The organism is Heyndrickxia acidicola (assembly GCF_001636425.1).
Classification (GTDB): domain Bacteria; phylum Bacillota; class Bacilli; order Bacillales; family Bacillaceae_C; genus Bacillus_AE; species Bacillus_AE acidicola.
In genome coordinates, this window is the sequence record NZ_KV440953.1 from 2,280,286 (window position 1) to 2,297,244 (window position 16,959).

20 protein-coding genes are annotated in these 16,959 nt (G+C 40.3%); 4 read left to right on the forward strand and 16 right to left on the reverse strand.

The annotated features are described in order from the left end of the window. Nucleotides 1-326: 326 nt before the first annotated feature. Both A5N88_RS10675 and A5N88_RS10680 read right to left on the reverse strand, forming a co-directional pair. The gene (locus A5N88_RS10675; RefSeq protein ID WP_066265697.1) at nt 327-1,505 is read right to left on the reverse strand and encodes a thiolase family protein; all 1,179 of its coding nucleotides are present in this window, start codon (nt 1,503-1,505) and stop codon (nt 327-329) included. Between the two features lie 174 nt (nt 1,506-1,679). Next, the gene (locus A5N88_RS10680; protein ID WP_066265699.1) at nt 1,680-3,671 is read right to left on the reverse strand and encodes a S9 family peptidase; all 1,992 of its coding nucleotides are present in this window, start codon (nt 3,669-3,671) and stop codon (nt 1,680-1,682) included. A 447-nt stretch (nt 3,672-4,118) separates the two neighbouring features. On the opposite strand from A5N88_RS10680, the gene A5N88_RS10685 reads away from it, so the two are divergent. Next, the gene (locus A5N88_RS10685) at nt 4,119-4,523 is read left to right on the forward strand and encodes a YhjD family protein (RefSeq protein WP_066265701.1); all 405 of its coding nucleotides are present in this window, start codon (nt 4,119-4,121) and stop codon (nt 4,521-4,523) included. 40 nt (nt 4,524-4,563) lie between these two features. Here A5N88_RS10685 and A5N88_RS10690 read toward each other — a convergent pair whose 3' ends face one another. After that, nucleotides 4,564-5,133: a competence protein ComK gene (locus A5N88_RS10690; RefSeq protein ID WP_066270438.1), complete on the reverse strand. Its 570-nt coding sequence runs from the start codon at nt 5,131-5,133 to the stop codon at nt 4,564-4,566. A gap of 352 nt (nt 5,134-5,485) precedes the next feature. Between A5N88_RS10690 and A5N88_RS10695 the strand changes: the two genes are divergently transcribed. Beyond that, nucleotides 5,486-5,719, forward strand: a complete 234-nt coding sequence (locus A5N88_RS10695) for an IDEAL domain-containing protein (RefSeq protein WP_066265702.1) — start codon at nt 5,486-5,488, stop codon at nt 5,717-5,719. 184 nt (nt 5,720-5,903) lie between these two features. Here A5N88_RS10695 and A5N88_RS10700 read toward each other — a convergent pair whose 3' ends face one another. The 8 genes from A5N88_RS10700 to A5N88_RS10735 form a co-directional block, all read right to left on the reverse strand. After that, nucleotides 5,904-7,163, reverse strand: a complete 1,260-nt coding sequence (locus tag A5N88_RS10700) for a M48 family metallopeptidase (RefSeq protein ID WP_066265704.1) — start codon at nt 7,161-7,163, stop codon at nt 5,904-5,906. A gap of 420 nt (nt 7,164-7,583) precedes the next feature. Continuing rightward, entirely contained in the window at nt 7,584-8,291 is a 708-nt protein-coding gene (locus tag A5N88_RS10705; RefSeq protein ID WP_198160240.1) for a nitroreductase family protein, read from the reverse strand. 109 nt (nt 8,292-8,400) lie between these two features. Continuing rightward, nucleotides 8,401-8,820 (reverse strand): RrF2 family transcriptional regulator, encoded by a 420-nt coding sequence (locus tag A5N88_RS10710; RefSeq protein ID WP_066265708.1) that lies wholly within the window; start codon nt 8,818-8,820, stop codon nt 8,401-8,403. 194 nt (nt 8,821-9,014) lie between these two features. After that, a complete protein-coding gene (locus A5N88_RS10715; RefSeq protein ID WP_232317566.1) occupies nt 9,015-9,278 on the reverse strand; it encodes a DoxX family protein in 264 nt (87 codons plus the stop codon). 238 nt (nt 9,279-9,516) lie between these two features. After that, nucleotides 9,517-9,711 carry a tautomerase family protein gene (locus A5N88_RS10720; RefSeq protein ID WP_066265710.1) on the reverse strand — a complete coding sequence of 65 codons (195 nt, stop codon included), beginning with the start codon at nt 9,709-9,711 and terminating at the stop codon, nt 9,517-9,519. A 15-nt stretch (nt 9,712-9,726) separates the two neighbouring features. Further along, nucleotides 9,727-10,512, reverse strand: a complete 786-nt coding sequence (locus tag A5N88_RS10725) for a 2-keto-4-pentenoate hydratase (protein ID WP_232317567.1) — start codon at nt 10,510-10,512, stop codon at nt 9,727-9,729. An 11-nt stretch (nt 10,513-10,523) separates the two neighbouring features. Continuing rightward, nucleotides 10,524-11,306: a dioxygenase family protein gene (locus A5N88_RS10730; RefSeq protein ID WP_066265712.1), complete on the reverse strand. Its 783-nt coding sequence runs from the start codon at nt 11,304-11,306 to the stop codon at nt 10,524-10,526. 178 nt (nt 11,307-11,484) lie between these two features. Continuing rightward, nucleotides 11,485-12,009: an alpha/beta hydrolase gene (locus tag A5N88_RS10735; RefSeq protein WP_232317568.1), complete on the reverse strand. Its 525-nt coding sequence runs from the start codon at nt 12,007-12,009 to the stop codon at nt 11,485-11,487. A gap of 197 nt (nt 12,010-12,206) precedes the next feature. Between A5N88_RS10735 and A5N88_RS10740 the strand changes: the two genes are divergently transcribed. Together A5N88_RS10740 and A5N88_RS10745 are read left to right on the forward strand one after the other, a co-directional pair. Then, nucleotides 12,207-12,743: a cupin domain-containing protein gene (locus A5N88_RS10740; RefSeq protein ID WP_066265718.1), complete on the forward strand. Its 537-nt coding sequence runs from the start codon at nt 12,207-12,209 to the stop codon at nt 12,741-12,743. A gap of 147 nt (nt 12,744-12,890) precedes the next feature. Next, complete coding sequence (locus A5N88_RS10745) at nt 12,891-13,337, forward strand: MarR family winged helix-turn-helix transcriptional regulator (protein WP_066265720.1); 447 nt, start codon at nt 12,891-12,893, stop codon at nt 13,335-13,337. 35 nt (nt 13,338-13,372) lie between these two features. Here A5N88_RS10745 and A5N88_RS10750 read toward each other — a convergent pair whose 3' ends face one another. The 5 genes from A5N88_RS10750 to A5N88_RS10770 all read right to left on the reverse strand — a co-directional run bounded on the left by A5N88_RS10750 (nt 13,373) and on the right by A5N88_RS10770 (nt 16,748). Further along, the gene (locus tag A5N88_RS10750; protein WP_066265723.1) at nt 13,373-13,798 is read right to left on the reverse strand and encodes an organic hydroperoxide resistance protein; all 426 of its coding nucleotides are present in this window, start codon (nt 13,796-13,798) and stop codon (nt 13,373-13,375) included. A 212-nt stretch (nt 13,799-14,010) separates the two neighbouring features. Then, the gene (locus tag A5N88_RS10755; RefSeq protein WP_066265727.1) at nt 14,011-14,679 is read right to left on the reverse strand and encodes a GDSL-type esterase/lipase family protein; all 669 of its coding nucleotides are present in this window, start codon (nt 14,677-14,679) and stop codon (nt 14,011-14,013) included. Between the two features lie 88 nt (nt 14,680-14,767). After that, entirely contained in the window at nt 14,768-15,073 is a 306-nt protein-coding gene (locus A5N88_RS10760; RefSeq protein ID WP_066265731.1) for an AzlD domain-containing protein, read from the reverse strand. Then, nucleotides 15,066-15,794, reverse strand: a complete 729-nt coding sequence (locus A5N88_RS10765; RefSeq protein WP_066265734.1) for an AzlC family ABC transporter permease — start codon at nt 15,792-15,794, stop codon at nt 15,066-15,068. The genes A5N88_RS10760 and A5N88_RS10765 overlap by 8 nt, the downstream gene beginning before the upstream one ends. A gap of 177 nt (nt 15,795-15,971) precedes the next feature. Further along, the gene (locus A5N88_RS10770; protein WP_066265737.1) at nt 15,972-16,748 is read right to left on the reverse strand and encodes an enoyl-CoA hydratase-related protein; all 777 of its coding nucleotides are present in this window, start codon (nt 16,746-16,748) and stop codon (nt 15,972-15,974) included. Nucleotides 16,749-16,959: the final 211 nt, after the last annotated feature.

Consider the following 16,959-nt stretch of genomic DNA (forward strand, 5'->3'; position numbering starts at 1 on the left):
CTTTTTCCATCTTTCTGCCTCTTAAGCGGCAAAAGAAAAAAGCTCAAGGAAAATCCTCTCGCTTCTTTTCAAACGCCTATCTATTTTACCGCCCTTATAGCTCTTTAGTCTCCGTCAAACAAACCAAAAAGTCCTTTGGTCAGGCTTCCCTCGTCTGTTGATCCTCTTCTCTACAGCCACTACTTTTTTGCCATACCATTTTGCTTTGTATTGAAGCTCATCATCCGCCTACTCATCAGGGTACACCCTTCCCATTCCTTAAGATTTTCTGTAATCAGAGAGAGTTTACAGGAATAACCCTTTAAAAAGGTCCAGGCAAGAACTGCTTACGAGTACGCTTCAACGAAAACAGCAGATCCCATACCTCCGCCTACACATAAAGAAGCAATCCCTTTCTGTTTTTGCCTCCTCCTAAGCTCGTGAACAAGGGAAACAAGAATTCTGGCACCCGTACACCCGACAGGATGACCGAGACTAATGCCGCTTCCATTTACATTTGTAATTTCCCTGTTTAGTTTCAATTCTTTTTCAACAGAAAGATATTGGGCAGCAAAGGCTTCATTAATTTCGATCAGATCCGCCTCCTCCAATTTCCAGCCAATTTTCTTTAGTCCATTTTGAATGGCTGGTACCGGACCGATTCCCATCATCTTAGGATCTACACCGGCAACAGAATAACCAGCGATTTTTGCAAGAGGCATAAGGCCCCGTTTCTCCGCTTCCTCTTCCGCCATTAAGACAAGGGCAGCCGCTCCATCGTTTAGGCTTGAAGCATTCCCGGCGGTCACGGTTCCGTTTTTTCGGAAGGCCGGTTTTAGGCTTGATAGCTTCTCTGATGTCAAGCCTGTTCGCGGATTTTCATCACTGGAAATCTCCAGTTCACTTTTCCTGTTCTTCACTGTGATGGGTACAATTTGCTGTTCAAAATATCCCCGTTCCAAAGCATAGCTCGCTCTTTGGTGGGATAAAAGAGCAAGTTCATCCTGCTGCTCTCTTGAAATAGAGTAGCGCTCCGCAAGATTTTCCGCCGTTTCCCCCATAAGAATGTGATGTATCGGGTCTTCAAGCGTTTCCCATACAGAATCTCTGATCTCACCATGCTGCATACGCTGGCCCCATCGGTATTGCTTTAAAAGGTAAGGGCTTGAGCTCATGGCCTCTACTCCGCCTGCTATGATGACATCGGAAGCGCCCGTTTGAATTTGCATAGCAGCTGAAATAACCGCCTGCATCCCGCTTGCACATTGCCGCTGAATGGTATATCCCGGTACCGCCTCTGAAAAACCCGCCAACAAAGCTGCTGTTCTTGCCGTATTTGGCTGGTCCGACCTTTGGATACAATGGCCCAAAATAACTTCATCAATCGCGTCATTTTCCAGTTGACTGTCCTGTGCTGCTCTTTTCAGAACCGGTACAATTAAATCCGTTGGCAAAAGATCTTTAAATACCCCGCCAAATGTGCCGATAGGTGTTCTATAGGCCGATGTGATCACTACATTTCTCATTAAAACCCCTCCAATTCCTTCTCGATGAAAACGCATAACTCCTTCTTCACTTTTTCTACATACCACAGGATAAATCCTTCTGTATAAGGTATTTCTTAGGGACTCCTGTCATCCCATTCAATCCTGATAATAGAGAAAAATCCCTAAAGCTATGCCTTAGGGACTTACAAGAGATCATTCACTTAAATAATCGATAAACCACTCTTTGATATATTCCAGCCGTTTAATGCGAAGATCAGGGTTTCCACTTCTTGAAAGCTCATGATTTGACTCCGGAAAACGAATAAATTTCGTCTTCTTTTTCTGCCGTTTCAATGAAATAAACAGCTGCTCAGCCTGTTCAATCGGGCAACGGTAATCTTTTTCGCTGTGGAGAATCAGCAAAGGCGTTTGTATATTCTCTGCATATGCTAGAGGGGAATGCTTCCACAGCTTTTCAATGTCCTTTAAATCTGATAGAATTTGCCATTCTGTAAAATAATAACCAATATCACTGACGCCATAGAAGCTGATCCAGTTTGAAATGGAGCGCTGCGTTACCGCAGCCTTAAACCGATTTGTATGACCTACTATCCAGTTTGTCATAAAGCCGCCGTAACTTCCTCCAGTCACACCTAACTTTTCTTTATCTATAAAGTTGTAGTTTTCAAGAGCATAGTCCAGTGCATCCATGAGGTCCTTATAGTCGTTTCCTCCATAATCACCACGAACCGCGTCAACAAATTTTTGTCCATAGCCATGGCTGCCGCGCGGATTGGCATATAAAACGGCAAACCCTGCACCTGCAAGAATTTGAAACTCATTCATATAGGTATTGGCATACATTGCATGCGGACCGCCATGGATTTCAAGAACAAGGGGATATTTTTTCCCTTCAACAAAGCCAGCGGGCTTCATCAGCCATCCCTGTACAGTAAACCCATTCGATCCTTGGAATTCAAAGGCCTCTGGTTTAGAAAGGAGCTTATCCTTAAGGAAACCATCATTCACATGAGTAAGCTGTTTCTTTTCACCTGTTTGAAGATCTATCGTAAACAATTCCCCCGGCAGCTCAGGATTGCTGATTGCAGCAATAGCCGTATGGTCCTTTTTATTTAAAGAAAAGCCGTAAACATGCTGATCTTCATGGAGAGCAGGGTAAATTTCTCCTGATAAATTTCCGTAATATACAATGGTATTTCCATGGTCTGAAGCAGTGAAATAAAAGCTTTGATTATCCTCTGCCCATGTTACACCGGGAAGTGACGCACCCTGCTGGAAGTCCCCCACAACATAGTCTCCCACCGGTACATCCAAATCACTTGTAAAGCATAGAAGCTCTTCTGTCTTAACTTCATAAATCCAAATCTTGCTTTGTGTCGCATTCTTAAATTCCTGCCGGCTTCCTAAAAAGGAGAAATACTGGCTGTCAGGAGACCATGATCCTTGCCAGAATCCACTATCTCCCTTTGTAATGGCCTTTGCTTCTTTTGTCTCAACATTATAAAAGTAAAAATCAGATGCAAATGAAAAATCACGTTCCTCGGATAAATCTGCATGGTAGGCGATATATTTTCCGTCAGGTGACCAAGAGTCGAGTTCATAATCGCTGTTTCCGCTTGTTATTTGTTCAAGCCCATTGGTTTCAATATCAAGAATACCAATTTGAGTATAATTGGAGGCATTTAAAAAGCCGCCGCTGTCCGATTTGTACTTCATTCTATCCACTTCAAGCGGCTTAAGTACTTCTTTCTCTTTTTCCTTTTCTTGTGTGTCATGGATGGATTCATCTTTTCCAATGATCACTGAAAAAGCAAGTTTCTTCCCGCATGGAGACCAGACGGGATTTCGCGTACCATGCTTACAATGCGTTAGCTGTTTTGCTTCTCCTCCATGTGAGGAAAGGAGAAATATCTGCGGTGTTCCTTTTCGAGTAGAAATAAATGCAAGCTGGCTTCCATCCGGTGACCACCGCGGCGAATAATTGCGTTCACTGCCATATGTCCATTGTACCGGCTTCTTTTCATCTAATCTTATGTAATAGAGGTTCGAGGCATATTCCTTTTTTTCTTCGTCTATGTGGGTTTGTACGTATATAACTCCTTTGCCGTCAGGAGAAACCTGAGGATCTGTAAGTGACTTTAGCTGATATAAATCTTCTGGCTGGATACCTGTTTTGTTTCCCATACCATTTCACCTTTCCTTCTTCTATTTAGATTATTCGCCATGTTCCATTCTATTGTACCTTTTAGCTTAACTGCGGTATGAAACGAAAGACTTATTCCATTAAAATTATTTCGATAACCAAAACAAATTCCCCTCCTTTTATTCGAAAATTTCCACAAAATCTTCTTGTGGAATAGCTTTCTTATAGCTCATGCCGGTATTCCGATGGTAATTGGAACGATTGCGAGAGTTTCAAAAGGAAGACCCGCAGGACCACAGCGCTTGAAGCGGGAACTACCCGAATGAACAAAGCTAATAAATAATTTTCCAAAGTGTTTTCTTATGAAATCGTGTTTTTTGGGGAAAAATAGCGAAATAATTTACTTGATAACCTTTTATTTAATCGTTAAAATAAGTAGGAACATATGTTCTTTGTTTATTATTTTTCACTGAAAGAAGGATTGCATTATGACTAAAATACCCGAATACGACCGAGACATATTGGAGAAAGCAATATACCTGCCAATGGTGCTTACTGTATTGAATCGAGATTTAGTTGTAATTCAGAAAAGTCCTTTTAAACTGCAAAAACCTTATCTGGAATGGGTAGAGGAAACAATGAGGGTCATTCAGAAAGATCTGGCCCAAACGAAATACTATATGAAGAAACATAAAATGAAGGTGGAACGTCTAAAAAGCGATGAGGCTTTTACCATGTATATGTTTTTATATAGGGGATATGAGGAGCACCACAACTATTTCAACCCCCGCTTGCGCAATAGGACAGAGGAATTGCTCCGCTACTATTTATACGGACGGTTTGGTGAAGCACCCCTTGATTCCAAAGCTGCGAGAATGCAAACCGGGAAATGATGAAGCAACATCCTGCACACAATTGCTTCATCACTTCATTTTATTTAAAGTCCTGGCTAATTCTATATGGCCTTCTATTTTCAGAGGCCTCAAACTGCATAATCGCTCCAGGCCTTATGGGATATTTTTGATCCATGTACTGAATATGCTGCATAAAGCTGATACGCAGGCGGGATGTTCTGCTCATCTGGTTATCAAAGGAACGAATGGACATAGGTATCAATAATTTTTGTTTGTTCCGGAAAGTAACAACTGTCATATTATTGTCACCAGGCTCCCATGATAACACGTGCTCATGAGAAATCCATATGCATAGGGGATTTGACGGTGATGTAGTTGGGAATAAAAAAATACCGGTATGAGGATCCACGATGATTGGGGCTTTGTGAGTAATCCCGGTAAGTCTTCTAGATCCATCTTTTCTTCCATCATAGGAGCTTCCAAAGTACTCACAGCTTTTTTTCACAATTTCCAATGGTTTAAATGGTGAAATACATTGATTGTCAATTTCCAATATTTCTGAATACGTCTTCGAACCATAAGTCGTTGGCAGAATGGCCATCGTATGGGGATTAATCTCATATTCTTCTATTAAATTATTTTTTTTCATCAATATTATTTCCTCCCTTTTCTCCAAATTTCTCCAAGAACAATAATATCGTACCATATTCCCATGTTCTTGTGTGACTTTTTTACCATAAAATTAAAAATTTTGTCTTTTTATTTTCTTTTTTGTGTTTTTTATGGATATTTTCTTTTCAAATTACATTATGCAAGGACCCCAGTTGTTTTCAACGAAGAAAATTAACAGAGCCTGTGACGTTTTATAGTTTATTTGATTTAAAAAATTCTTTCAGCTACATACAGCCCAAAAATATTCTCTTCTTCAAAAGCTGCAAATTTTATAGTGATTTTTCCCCTTCTACCCCATATAATAATAAAAAGCCCAGGGGTGATCCTTAATGGAAAAAAAGAAATCCTATGCTGAAATTGTAAAAGCCTACGCGATGACACGAATCCAGAGTGAACGTTTTATGGAAGAGCTTTTTACAGACATGATGCTGAATGAACTCCTGCTGAGCACGAAGAAAGAACGTTTATTAAAAAAGATAGATGATGCTTTGGATAATAAGGATAAAGAGACGTTCAAGCTGTTAACAGAAGAACTGAAAGGCTTGACTAAACAATTTGGATAAGCTTTAACAGAAAATCCCGGCCAAAATAAGCCGGGATTTTTATTCTATTTATAAGACTTGTTAAGGATATATTGTTCTTCATTAACTCATTTAAACGCCGTTTCATACACCTTTCAGCATAGCTTAAAGGCCGGAAACAAAAACCCATTCAAACGAATGGGTTTTTACACGCTTTCAATAAAAATTACTTTTTCAGAGGATATTGTTCCACCATATGGATACGATCCAGCATGGTGGGATGGTCGTATCGAAAGAATTTTACTAAAAACGGAGGATTGACCTGGCTCAAACCTGATCTTGTCAAATCCTGAAACGTTTGGACAGCGGCCTTTTTATCATGGGTTGTTTTTAAAGCATAGCTGTCTGCGCGTGTTTCCTCATATCTCGAAACCCCATTTGTAATGGGACTCACTGCAAATAATAAAACCGAGGTAATAAGCAGGAACAAAGGAAGGCTGCTTAAATTGGAAACTTCCGATACCTTAAAACGTCCATTGTTTTTTTGAATGGTCCATCTCATAATATTAGCTGTTAACCATAACCCTAACAGAGTTAAAAGTGAATAACCCGCAAGGCCGTAATAAATGTGATGCTCCACATAATGTCCCATTTCATGTGCCATGATAAAAAGGATTTCCCTGTCATTTAACTGCTTTAAGGTGGTATCCCACAGGACAATGCGGGCGTTTGAGCCAATGCCGGTCACATAAGCATTTAAGGAATTGGTTTTCGATGACATATCTACTTCGTACACATGGTTCGCCGGTATGTGAGCCTTATTTGCAAGAGCAAGAATCTTTGTTTCAAGTGCCTTATCCTGCAGCGGATAAAAGTGGTTATAAAGCGGATCGATGACAACGGGCTGAACAAACATTACGGTAATGGTAAAGGGAATCGACAGCAGCCAGGCAGGAAGCCACCAACGCTTTTTAAATTTTCTCATTAAACCATATAGGACAGCGACGACAATAAACATGAGGAGATAGTTCACCCAAAAATCAATGACCTGATCTTTCATCCACTCTCCAAAGGTCTGATTTGACATTTGGTATGCCTTCGAAAACCTATAGGACACATATCCAAATGGGTAGGTTGCAATAAAAGATACAAGCGACAGCCAAAATAAATACACCGCAGATTGAATTACTTGAAAGCGTGAGGTATTCACTGCCCATTTTTCAAAGGCTCTCGAACATCCCAGGATAAGGATCAAAAAATAGAATAGCCATTCATACGGTGTGCTCAGGAAAAATAATAAATTGCGAATCCTGGAATAATCTTGACTTAATACTAATTGTCTTTTGGTTAGAAAAGTGGCCGGATCCATACTCGTTCCTTTAAGTGAATGCGGAATTGTTGAACTGGCTATGTGAAAAAGGTATACATACATTAAAATCCCAAATAAAATATAAACGCCGATTGCCCGTAATGCCCACTTTTTCATTTTTTACTCCACCCTCCTGGATGAGAATCAACTTGTTCATCCATTCTCAAAAAATAAATCTTTAAAAAGGTTTCCTCCTTGTCCTCTTTATAAATGTAGATACAAGCTTTATAAATTAGAACTATATTCTCCTCTGCACGTTAAATTCATTTTTAATAATCTTGCCCAGAAGCTAGACAAGAAAAATATCCACAGGTTTTGCATTTCATGATATTCTAGGCAAGACGCAAAAAGCTGCTATCTAAATTAAAAAAATTGGCTATTGATTTCCGCTGAAGGCACTCGCTTTCCTCTCCAATCATTAGAATAAAAACCTATATTCACCATATATAAAACCAAAAAAGGCCCTCTTTGTTTAGACATTCTAAACAAAGAGGGCGGATATCTGATTTTATCAATTTAACGAAAAAATCTACATACTTAGTATTTATTCCAGGTTAACACATCTTCAAGCGGCATACGATTTTTCACTCTGCCTGCTTTTTCCCCTTTCCCAAGAGCAATCAGCATGACAGGCTTGAAATTCGCTGGTACATGGAATGCCTCTACGAATTTACCTTCATCATATCCGCCCATTGCGACTGTGTCATAACCCATTGCTTTTGCTGCAAGCATAATTTGCATGGAAACTAAACCTCCGTCAATCATAGCTACCTGAAGTGCTTTTTCAGGTGAAAAACTGCCATATCCTTTGATAATGGAGTTAACGTAGGCATCTTTTAAATCTTTATCCATCATGCCCTCTTCAGCCAACTTCCCATAGATCTTATCTGCATTCTTGTAGCCCTCTATATCAGATAAAACGGCAATGACAGCTGATGCTTCCACTACCTGCTGCTGATTGTTGGCGATTGGAAGGAGTTCTTGCTTTAATTCCTGATCCTTAATAACAAGGAATCTCCATGGCTGTAAATTCGAGGATGAAGGTGCTTGAATGGCTGTTTCCAAAATTTCAAGAATGTCTTCATCAGGCATTTGAAACGTTGGATCATAGCTTCGCACAGACCTTCTTTCCTTTGCCACTAAAAAAAAATCAGCGCTTTCAAGCTGCAAAGGCTTTTGGTTTCCGCTCAATAAATCTTTTGCCTTTGTAAGATACTCTTCCTTGCTTAGTGTTTTACTAGACATATCTATATACACTCCTTTAACTGTTCTATTCACAAGAACAGTATATGTTTTTAACTGTTCTATTGTCAAGCACAGTTATAGGTAAAAAAAGAAACCTGCTGTTTCGCCCTCATGATTTGTCTGCCAGCAGATTTGCGATGGTTTTCTTCTTTAATCCTTCTACAATCCAGCCTTCCATTTCATTTTTTAAACTGCACAAAGCATCCTGTGTTGACGAAGTAAAACAATCCGTTGCGTTTGTATCGAGAAACCCTTTGGAAAAAGGTTCAGATCTCATGGCAAAATACACATCCGCTAACGTAATATGGGCTGGATCTTTTGCTAAAAGATAGCCTCCATCCCTGCCTTCTTTTGCCTTAATAAGATTTGCCTTTACTAAATGAGGCAAAATTTTTCTCAATAGATTGGAATGGGTCCCTAATTGTTCTGCTACCGCTCCGCTCGGGCATAATTCTTCACGATCGGCAAGAACAATTAACGCTTGTACCGCAAGACCAAACCACTTTAAACTAGAAACCTTATTAACCATTTCCTCACCTCTCTACTGCTCTAATCCTATTTTAGATATAGAAATGGCTTGTGTCAAAATGGTTAAAATAATTAGGGGCTGCCTTTTTGGCCTGATGAAAAAGAACGGCGAGCCATTCGGCCTGATGTGGCTTTTTTATTTTAAACAAAAGAGATCCACCACAGCAGACCATTTCCGTTATCATCTCTTTTATATTAATGAGTCTTATCTAAATGTTTCCTTATTATGAGATGGCCAATAAATAGCCACTTACCCCCGTTAATAACAAGGAACAGCGCCATACTTAAAAAGGATAATTCCAACTCATATCCTGCCATCTGAGTGTTTCCCATAAAACCTGCAGCATTAGATGTTTTGATAGTGGCACCTGCCATTATCAAAACATCTAATGCTGCGATATACCTGGTGGCAAAGCCAATGATTAAAGCTAACCCTCCAATTACTTCTATTCCTGCCATATATGCCATAAATCCCGGTAATCTTATACTTTGGAACCAATGGACAATATTGATAATCCTCCTCTAAACTTCATAAATCCGTGGATAAAGAAGGGTATCCCTAAACAAATACGTATAATAAAAGTTCCTATCTCTTTTTAATCGCTCTTTGTCATTTCCTTTTCCTTCAAAAAATACCAAGTTTATCTTGATAACAATCATTTTTAAACTGAGATATTAAATCAATGGAACCTATAAGTTACCCGTTTTCCCTATCACTAATCGGCTTTCCATTTACTCCCCAATGATCATCAGGAATTTCCTGCAATAGAACCCTGATTGTTTCTGGAGAGTTTCCCAGCGTCCTGCTGGCAGCTGCAGTGATTTCCGATAGTAATTCCCGCTTTATTTCCTTAGACCTGCCTTCTCGTAAATAGATGTGAATAATTGGCATTTACTAGCTCCTTTGTTAGGGCCTTACATGGACTTGCATTGTGTCCAGGCCGCAAAATTCAATAGATAGATGATCTCCATTCTCTACCTGTACCGCTTCCGTCATTCCTCCTGTCAGCACCCAGCTGCCAGGCTCAATGCCAAGTCCCGAAACAGCAAGCATGTGAACGAGTTTTATAATGGATTGGACAGGATGGCCCAAAACAGCTGAGCTTCTTCCTTCTTGAACAACCCGGTTATTTTTCTTCATGACGACATCAATTTCGTCCCAATTATATTGGCCTGGAGGTAAAGAAAGACCGGAAAGAATGAATCGAGCACTTGACGCATTGTCGGCCACAACATCCATGTGGCTGAATGAGAAGTCCTTGTATCTGCTGTCAATCACCTCTAAGGCCGGAGCTATACATCCGGTTGCCTCCCACACGTCCTGTTCCTGGACATTCGGTCCCTTCAGTTCCTTTTTCACAAAAAATGCCAGTTCCGGTTCCACACGTGGGTGGATTAAGCCCTTCAAGTTAAGAATTTCCCCAGTAATTTCCATCGATTTTAACAGTCTTCCGTAAATTGGCTGGTTTACTCCTACAGATCTTTGTTTTGCAAGGCTCGTCAATCCCATTTTCCAGCCAACTGACTGGTCGCCGGCTTCAATAGCTTTAGCTATATATTCTTTCTGGATAAGGTAAGCATCCTCCAGGGTTATATCAAGGTATTTGGATGTGATTTTTTCAAGCTCTACTGCCTTTTTTTGATGATGGGCTATTACAGAGGCAATCATGTTAATATCCTTTTTGATCATCATTCCTTCATATCCTATTCCCCAAACTGCCATACACTGTGGCTCAGGTTTCCATATCGGTAACTCCTGTGCAGTAAGGCGGCTTTCCTGCTCTCATCTGCCGCCCCCATGGCATAGAAAAGAGGAATGAAATGCTCCTTGCCAAATGGAGGTACCGCAAAATCTGCTGATGGCGCAAGCGTATTGTAGTGGAATAAAGCTTCTGTATCCCACTTATTTAAGTGCTCTGCAAGCCAATTATCAAAATCAAGTGCCCTTGATTCCACTTTTTTATCATCCGCCCAATCTAATGCCCTTAAATTATGAACCGTTCCCCCGCTTCCAATGATTAAAATGTCACTGGATCTTAACACGGACAATGCTTTTCCCACTTTATACTGCTCCTCGGGAGAAAGTATCGGATTAACGGACATGGAGATCACTGGTACATCCGCTTCTGGATACAGGAGGCGGAGTACCACCCATGCCCCGTGGTCTAAACCACGTTGGCCGTCGATCTCAAATTGAATCCCACTCTCATTAAAAAGTGCTTTAATTTCTTCCGTCACTTGATGTTCACCTCTTGCAGGGTACTCAATATTAAATAAGGCTGGATCAAAGCCTCCAAAATCATGAATAGTGGTATATTGCTGAACATCACTCACTTTTTGAATAGGAGATTCCCAGTGAGCTGAAAATAAAACCACTGCCTTAGGGCGTGGCAATGATTTTCCTAACTGATGTATGAAACTTGTATATTCGTTTTTTTCAATGGCAATCAATGGCGCTCCATGAGCGATAAATAAAGATGGCATCATCTTAACTTCCTCCTTAATCAATATGGTTATGAAGATGGTTATTTTTAAACTTGCACTTATAAATGTTTCACATGATCTAGAAGCCATGCTTGAATGTCTTTCATATTTTCGGTAGATATCGTGTGTGCTTCCGGGTAGGTTTTAAAGGTAACCGGTACACCTAACCTTTTAAAATACTCTACATTCTCCTTCCCCATTCGTACGGCAAAATTTGATCATATTCCCCATGGGATACAAAGGCATTTAAGTGGCTGCCAGTCTGAACGGGATACTCTTCCTTCACAAATAAAGGGATGTGCCCGCTGAGTGCAACTACACCTTTTATTTTGTCTCCAAGTGTTATTCCCAGAGTCATAGCAGAAATAGCTCCCTGGCTGAATCCAAGTAAATAGATCTCATTTAAATCAAGAGGATACGTATCAGAGGCATATTGAATAAATTTCGATAGCTGATCCATGCCATCGTCAAAGCTCTCTCTATGCGGCTTGCCATATCCCTGAATCGTAAAGTAGGCGTAACCGGTTGTCTGCGGCAGGTGGCCTCTTATACTAAATATATAGAAGTTTTCCTTTAGGTCCTCTACCAGCGGCAGCATATTGAGCTCATTGCTTCCAATGCCATGCATAACAAATAAAGCAGGGTATTTCTTTTCCGGCTTAACAGGATTTGGACGCCGGAGTTCATATAACATAGGGGCTTCCATTGCATCTTCACCTTCTTTTTGTATTTTTTACAAAAACAAAGTTTCATATTAGTGAACTTTTAAATAAAAAATAAAATTTGTTTTTAAATATGAATAATTGTTCTCAAAAAGAATACCAACGAACAAGTGGATTGTCAATCATTTTTTTGCTAATATGTAATTATGTTTACTAATAAGAAACTATCGGAGTGATGAAGATGAATATTGGTTCCAAGATTCGCGCAATCCGAAATAGAAAAAAAATAACAATTGCGCAAATGTGTGAGGAAACGGGACTTTCAAAAGGATTTATAAGTAACGTTGAGAACAATAATACCTCCCCATCCATTAATACCCTACAAACAATCTCTAATTTCCTGAAAGTCCCGCTCCCATATCTGCTTTTAGAAAAAGACCAACATATGAGCGTAGTTAGAAAAAAGGAAAGAAAGTCCACCGTTTCACAGGACGCTGACTTAAAGGTTGAGCACCTTGCCTCACAAGGAGGACTAAGCTTACGGCTTGTTGATTTTCCGCCCGGGACATCAACGGGTGAAAGCATTGCCCACGAAGGGGAAGAGTGCCACCTGGTTATAAAAGGACAAATCCTTGCTGAGCAGGGAGAAGATTCTTATATTCTTGGAGAGGGAGATACTTTCAGTTGGAGCGCAAGTGTGCCTCATTTTGTTAAAAATATCGGGGATGAGACAGCTGTTATTCTAATCGCAGTTTATAAAACAAATTTGGTCGAGTAATAAATGCTAAGGGAGTTTTAAAGACATTGGAAGTTTCCATGTTGATTTACTAAAACATTTTATTTAATGTATAGGAAAATGAAAAGGGTAGCGATGGGTCCGCTTTCATTTATTAATCTAAAAATTATAGGTTGGTGAGAAGAGATAATGGTAAAAGAATTTGAACAGCTAAAGCTGGATAATCAGCTTTGTTTCCTGCTTTATGCCGCTTCCAGGGAGATGACTAAACAGTATAAACCGCTGCTGGAGGCACTAGATGTTACGTATCCTCAGTATCTGGTTCTCTTATTATTGTGGGAACAAGATGAAATGAGTGTTAAAAAGATGGGAGAACTGCTTTATCTTGATTCTGGTACTTTGACTCCTATGTTGAAAAGGATGGAACAGCAGGGACTTGTTACGAGAGAACGCACCGCAGAAGACCAGCGTTCTGTTACAGTAACTCTTACAGAAAAAGGACATTCCATGAAAAACAAAGCTTCAGGTATTCCTGCAAGGATATTTGAACTCTCTGGTAACAATGAGGAAGAATACCAATCTTTAAAAGCATCTCTTACAAAGCTGTTGAATATCCTTCATCAACATAATGAATAAAAAGGTGCTTTTCGACTAGGCACCTTTTTTATACTTTATTCTATTACTTCTAATTCAACAGTTATATTGCCTCTTGTAGCTTTTGAATACGGACAAAACGCATGAGCTTTACGAACAAGCTCTTCTAATATACCGCGGTCAGCACCTATACCTTTTACTTGTAGTGTTACTGCTAATTTAAAGCCTTGATCCTCTTCATCCTTCAAAAGACTCACATTCGCCGTAACCTCGGACTCGAAGCTTATCCTTTCCTTTCTAGCTATTAACTGCAGAGCGCTGTCAAAACAAGCAGAATACCCTGCCGCAAACAACTGTTCAGGATTCGTAGCTTCTGGGATGTTTTTCTTCCTGGAAGTACCCGGCATAGCGATTTCCCATGCAAGATTTCCCTCAGACGACTGCACCCTTCCCTCTCTGCCTCCGATAGCTGTTACTGAAGAAGTAAATAATGGTTCTGTCATAATTGCTCTCTCCTTTTCTTGTACATCAAATCATTTTGGTTGTGCACAATTTAATTGTACACAATTTTTTTAAGAAATTCAATCCCCTTGCATTTATTTACATAAAAAGGCTGCTGTTCGTTCCGATGTGTCTAACCAAATAGGCTGGAAAGTTTTCCATAAAAAAACCCCTGGTAAAAACCAGGGAATAAAGTGTACTATTCTGCTTGCTTCTAGTTTACCATTTTCTCTAGGCCCCCATAACCAAGGCCATGAAGAGCATTTGCAATAATAATATATCCCTTATCGTTAGGATGGAAGTGATCTCCGGCGAGCAATTCCTTCTCCTTTCCGAAAAACAGGCTATGGATATCAGCTACCCTGCCATTTTTCCGGCTTAAGAGTCCTTCAATATTTCGGTTAAAGGCCGTGACCCATTGATCGGTGCCAGATATGCTCGTAAAAGGATTGTATAGATTCAACGCACGAATAATATACGGGTCCCTTCCCTTAATATAGTCAATCTCATGGAGAAGCTGCTGGATATTTACGTGGCAATGGTCCAAAGCCTTCATAAACTCCTGTTGATTTTTTGTTTTCAAGAATGCTTTTGCAGCATGAATAAGGTCGTTGCCCCCTGCAGTAATGGTTATAATATCAGCATGTTTAATCGCTTCTCTTATCACAGGGAACTGAACACTTTTTGCAATCTCTAGAGAAGTGGCGCCGCTTTTTCCAAATAAGTTTGGGAATATGGGAACCGAAAATGCCTGCCTGGTCAAATAAAGATAACGGGTAATAAAGCCATACATAAAATAAGAGGATCCCACTGCCGCTGTGAGCGAATCTCCGAGTGCGCAATAGCCTAATGCCCTTCTTTTTCCTGATATTGATGTATACATGTATTCACCCCAACTGGCCTTTTCTATTTATATATTCGAGCTGTGCTAGTTGGACACGAAAAATGCCTGTAGACATAAACAATGGGTGTTAAAAAAAGATCGAATACAAACTTAAAACAGCAATCGAACCTACTACCACAATGATGACATTTGCCCCTAATGCAGCCAGAATAAAGGCAGCTGCAGCCCCTGTTATTCCAAACCAAATACTGTGTTGGATCATCAAGATATTAGGAAAAATCAATGCACCTAAAATAGCGAACGGAACATTTTTTAAAATCCCTTCAAAAAAAGGAGGCAATTCTTTCCCGCGAAAGATGACAAGCGGAAGCATTCTTGGAATGTATGTAACGAGCCCCATACCAATAATGATCCAGATAATCGTACTATTCATTTGCTTCCAGCCCCCTCTTTCGTTTCATAGTTTCTACCACTTCAACTATTACCGCTGATAGAATTGTAGAAATAATAATTGCCCATCCTGTTCCAAGAATCTTATAGAAAAAAAAGAAACTATTAAAGAAGGCAGCCAAACCGGCTAGAAATACAACCTTAAAGCTTTTTTTCATGGATGGTACCAGCAATCCAATAAACATAGCGTAAAGAGCCACGGTCATTCCCTCTTGTAATACCTTAGGGAGTGCAGCACCAATAATAAAGCCAATACCGGAATTCACTACCCAGCTCAAATAAGAAATGAGGATTACACCGAATGCGAAACCTGTAGAGACAGTCTGGTCTTTGGTCGCCATAACTGAAAAGGTTTCATCGGTGATTCCAAAGGCGTAAACAGCCTTTTTCCATATCTTTTCATCCTCAACCTTGGCATTAAGGGATGCCGACATAAGCAAATGCCGTATATTCACAATAAAGGTTGTCAAAACGATCAGAATAGGATTGGTACCAGCTGCCAGGAGGCTTAATGACATATACTGGCTCGCACCCGCGAATACAACCAGGCTCATCAAGACCGTTTCATAAAAGCTCAATCCCGTCGTTTTAGACAGCAACCCAAAGGTTAAGGCGATAGGAAAATAGCCAATGGCAATACTTAAGCCACTTTGAAGTCCTTTTCTAAAGTTTGAATTACTGCTTTCTGCAGCCGATGCTTCCATACGTTCCAACCCTTCCTTTGCAAATCATTTCTTATATTCTATTTATTATATGTTTTAAATTTTTAGTATACAAGAATACTTTACTCCACTAAAGGGGTCTGACCCCTTTTGCGCTTTAAAGCCTTGAAGCAGCAGTCGAAACTAAAACCGCCATCAAGATAGCGGCTTTGATTCATTTTATTTCCCTTTAAATTGAGGTTTTCGTTTTTCAGCAAAGGCTTCAAGAGCCTCAATCCGGTCTTCTGTGGGAATGGTTAACTCATAGGCTTTTCTTTCAATTTCAAGTCCTGTCTGCAAATCCGTGTTCATCCCATTTTTCACAGCGAACTTTGCCTGCTGCACGGCAATCGGACCATTGGCCTGTATTTTACTCACAAACTGATCTATACACTCCTCGAAATGTTCTCTGTCTTCTGCGTATGTTACGATACCCATATGAAGCGCTTCCTCTGCTGTCATTCTTTTAGCTGTTAAAATTAGCTCGAGAGCTTTTGACTCGCCGATCAATCTTGGAAGACGCTGTGTCCCACCAGCACCAGGAATAATGGCAAGGCTGGTTTCGGTTAGCCCCATGAGCGCTTCCTTCACTACAATGCGGAAATCACAGGCAAGAGCAAGCTCCATACCGCCTCCAAAGGCATGTCCATTCATAGCCGCAATCGTAGGCTGAGGCAGTTTTTCAACCGCAGAAAATACCTCTCCAATTTTATAAACATTTCGGCGGACATCTTGTTCTGAGAGCGTTTTTCGTTCTTTTAAATCTGCCCCTACACTAAATGCCCTTTCGCCTGATCCCCGGAAGATGACTATTCGCACATCCTGGTTTGTACGAAGATTTTCTACTGTGCCTGCCAGTTCACACAATGTATCATAATTAAAAGCATTCATCGCTTCTGGACGATTAAGGGTAACCGTTGCAGTATGATGATGAATATCCACTAATATGTTTTCCATGAAAATCCCCCATTCTTCTAAAAGTGTAAGTATGCTCTCTACTTATTCCACACAGTTGACTGAAAAACCTTCCAAAAAGGCAGAAAGCAGAGGACACTTGTTTAGCTGGGTACCGATTTTACGGGTTAGACTGAGATAAAGGGAATGCAAAGTGCTTCTTTTCGATGTTGACTTATCCGAGGGCAAAGACAGAAGCCGTCTAGTCGCTTTA

Bases quoted from the DNA above. Each gene is read 5' to 3' on its own strand.
- A5N88_RS10755 (WP_066265727.1), bottom strand. From the start codon at position 14,679: ATGTATACATCAATATCAGGAAAAAGAAGGGCATTAGGCTATTGCGCA.
- A5N88_RS10680 (WP_066265699.1), bottom strand. From the start codon at position 3,671: ATGGGAAACAAAACAGGTATCCAGCCAGAAGATTTATATCAGCTAAAG.
- A5N88_RS10740 (WP_066265718.1), top strand. From the start codon at position 12,207: ATGAATATTGGTTCCAAGATTCGCGCAATCCGAAATAGAAAAAAAATA.
- A5N88_RS10695 (WP_066265702.1), top strand. From the start codon at position 5,486: ATGGAAAAAAAGAAATCCTATGCTGAAATTGTAAAAGCCTACGCGATG.
- A5N88_RS10700 (WP_066265704.1), bottom strand. From the start codon at position 7,163: ATGAAAAAGTGGGCATTACGGGCAATCGGCGTTTATATTTTATTTGGG.
- A5N88_RS10735 (WP_232317568.1), bottom strand. From the start codon at position 12,009: ATGGAAGCCCCTATGTTATATGAACTCCGGCGTCCAAATCCTGTTAAG.
- A5N88_RS10725 (WP_232317567.1), bottom strand. From the start codon at position 10,512: ATGATGATCAAAAAGGATATTAACATGATTGCCTCTGTAATAGCCCAT.
- A5N88_RS10745 (WP_066265720.1), top strand. From the start codon at position 12,891: ATGGTAAAAGAATTTGAACAGCTAAAGCTGGATAATCAGCTTTGTTTC.
- A5N88_RS10675 (WP_066265697.1), bottom strand. From the start codon at position 1,505: ATGAGAAATGTAGTGATCACATCGGCCTATAGAACACCTATCGGCACA.
- A5N88_RS10770 (WP_066265737.1), bottom strand. From the start codon at position 16,748: ATGGAAAACATATTAGTGGATATTCATCATCATACTGCAACGGTTACC.
- A5N88_RS10720 (WP_066265710.1), bottom strand. From the start codon at position 9,711: ATGCCAATTATTCACATCTATTTACGAGAAGGCAGGTCTAAGGAAATA.
- A5N88_RS10710 (WP_066265708.1), bottom strand. From the start codon at position 8,820: ATGGTTAATAAGGTTTCTAGTTTAAAGTGGTTTGGTCTTGCGGTACAA.
- A5N88_RS10715 (WP_232317566.1), bottom strand. From the start codon at position 9,278: ATGGCAGGAATAGAAGTAATTGGAGGGTTAGCTTTAATCATTGGCTTT.
- A5N88_RS10685 (WP_066265701.1), top strand. From the start codon at position 4,119: ATGACTAAAATACCCGAATACGACCGAGACATATTGGAGAAAGCAATA.
- A5N88_RS10705 (WP_198160240.1), bottom strand. From the start codon at position 8,291: ATGTCTAGTAAAACACTAAGCAAGGAAGAGTATCTTACAAAGGCAAAA.
- A5N88_RS10760 (WP_066265731.1), bottom strand. From the start codon at position 15,073: ATGAATAGTACGATTATCTGGATCATTATTGGTATGGGGCTCGTTACA.
- A5N88_RS10750 (WP_066265723.1), bottom strand. From the start codon at position 13,798: ATGACAGAACCATTATTTACTTCTTCAGTAACAGCTATCGGAGGCAGA.
- A5N88_RS10690 (WP_066270438.1), bottom strand. From the start codon at position 5,133: ATGAAAAAAAATAATTTAATAGAAGAATATGAGATTAATCCCCATACG.
- A5N88_RS10730 (WP_066265712.1), bottom strand. From the start codon at position 11,306: ATGATGCCATCTTTATTTATCGCTCATGGAGCGCCATTGATTGCCATT.
- A5N88_RS10765 (WP_066265734.1), bottom strand. From the start codon at position 15,794: ATGGAAGCATCGGCTGCAGAAAGCAGTAATTCAAACTTTAGAAAAGGA.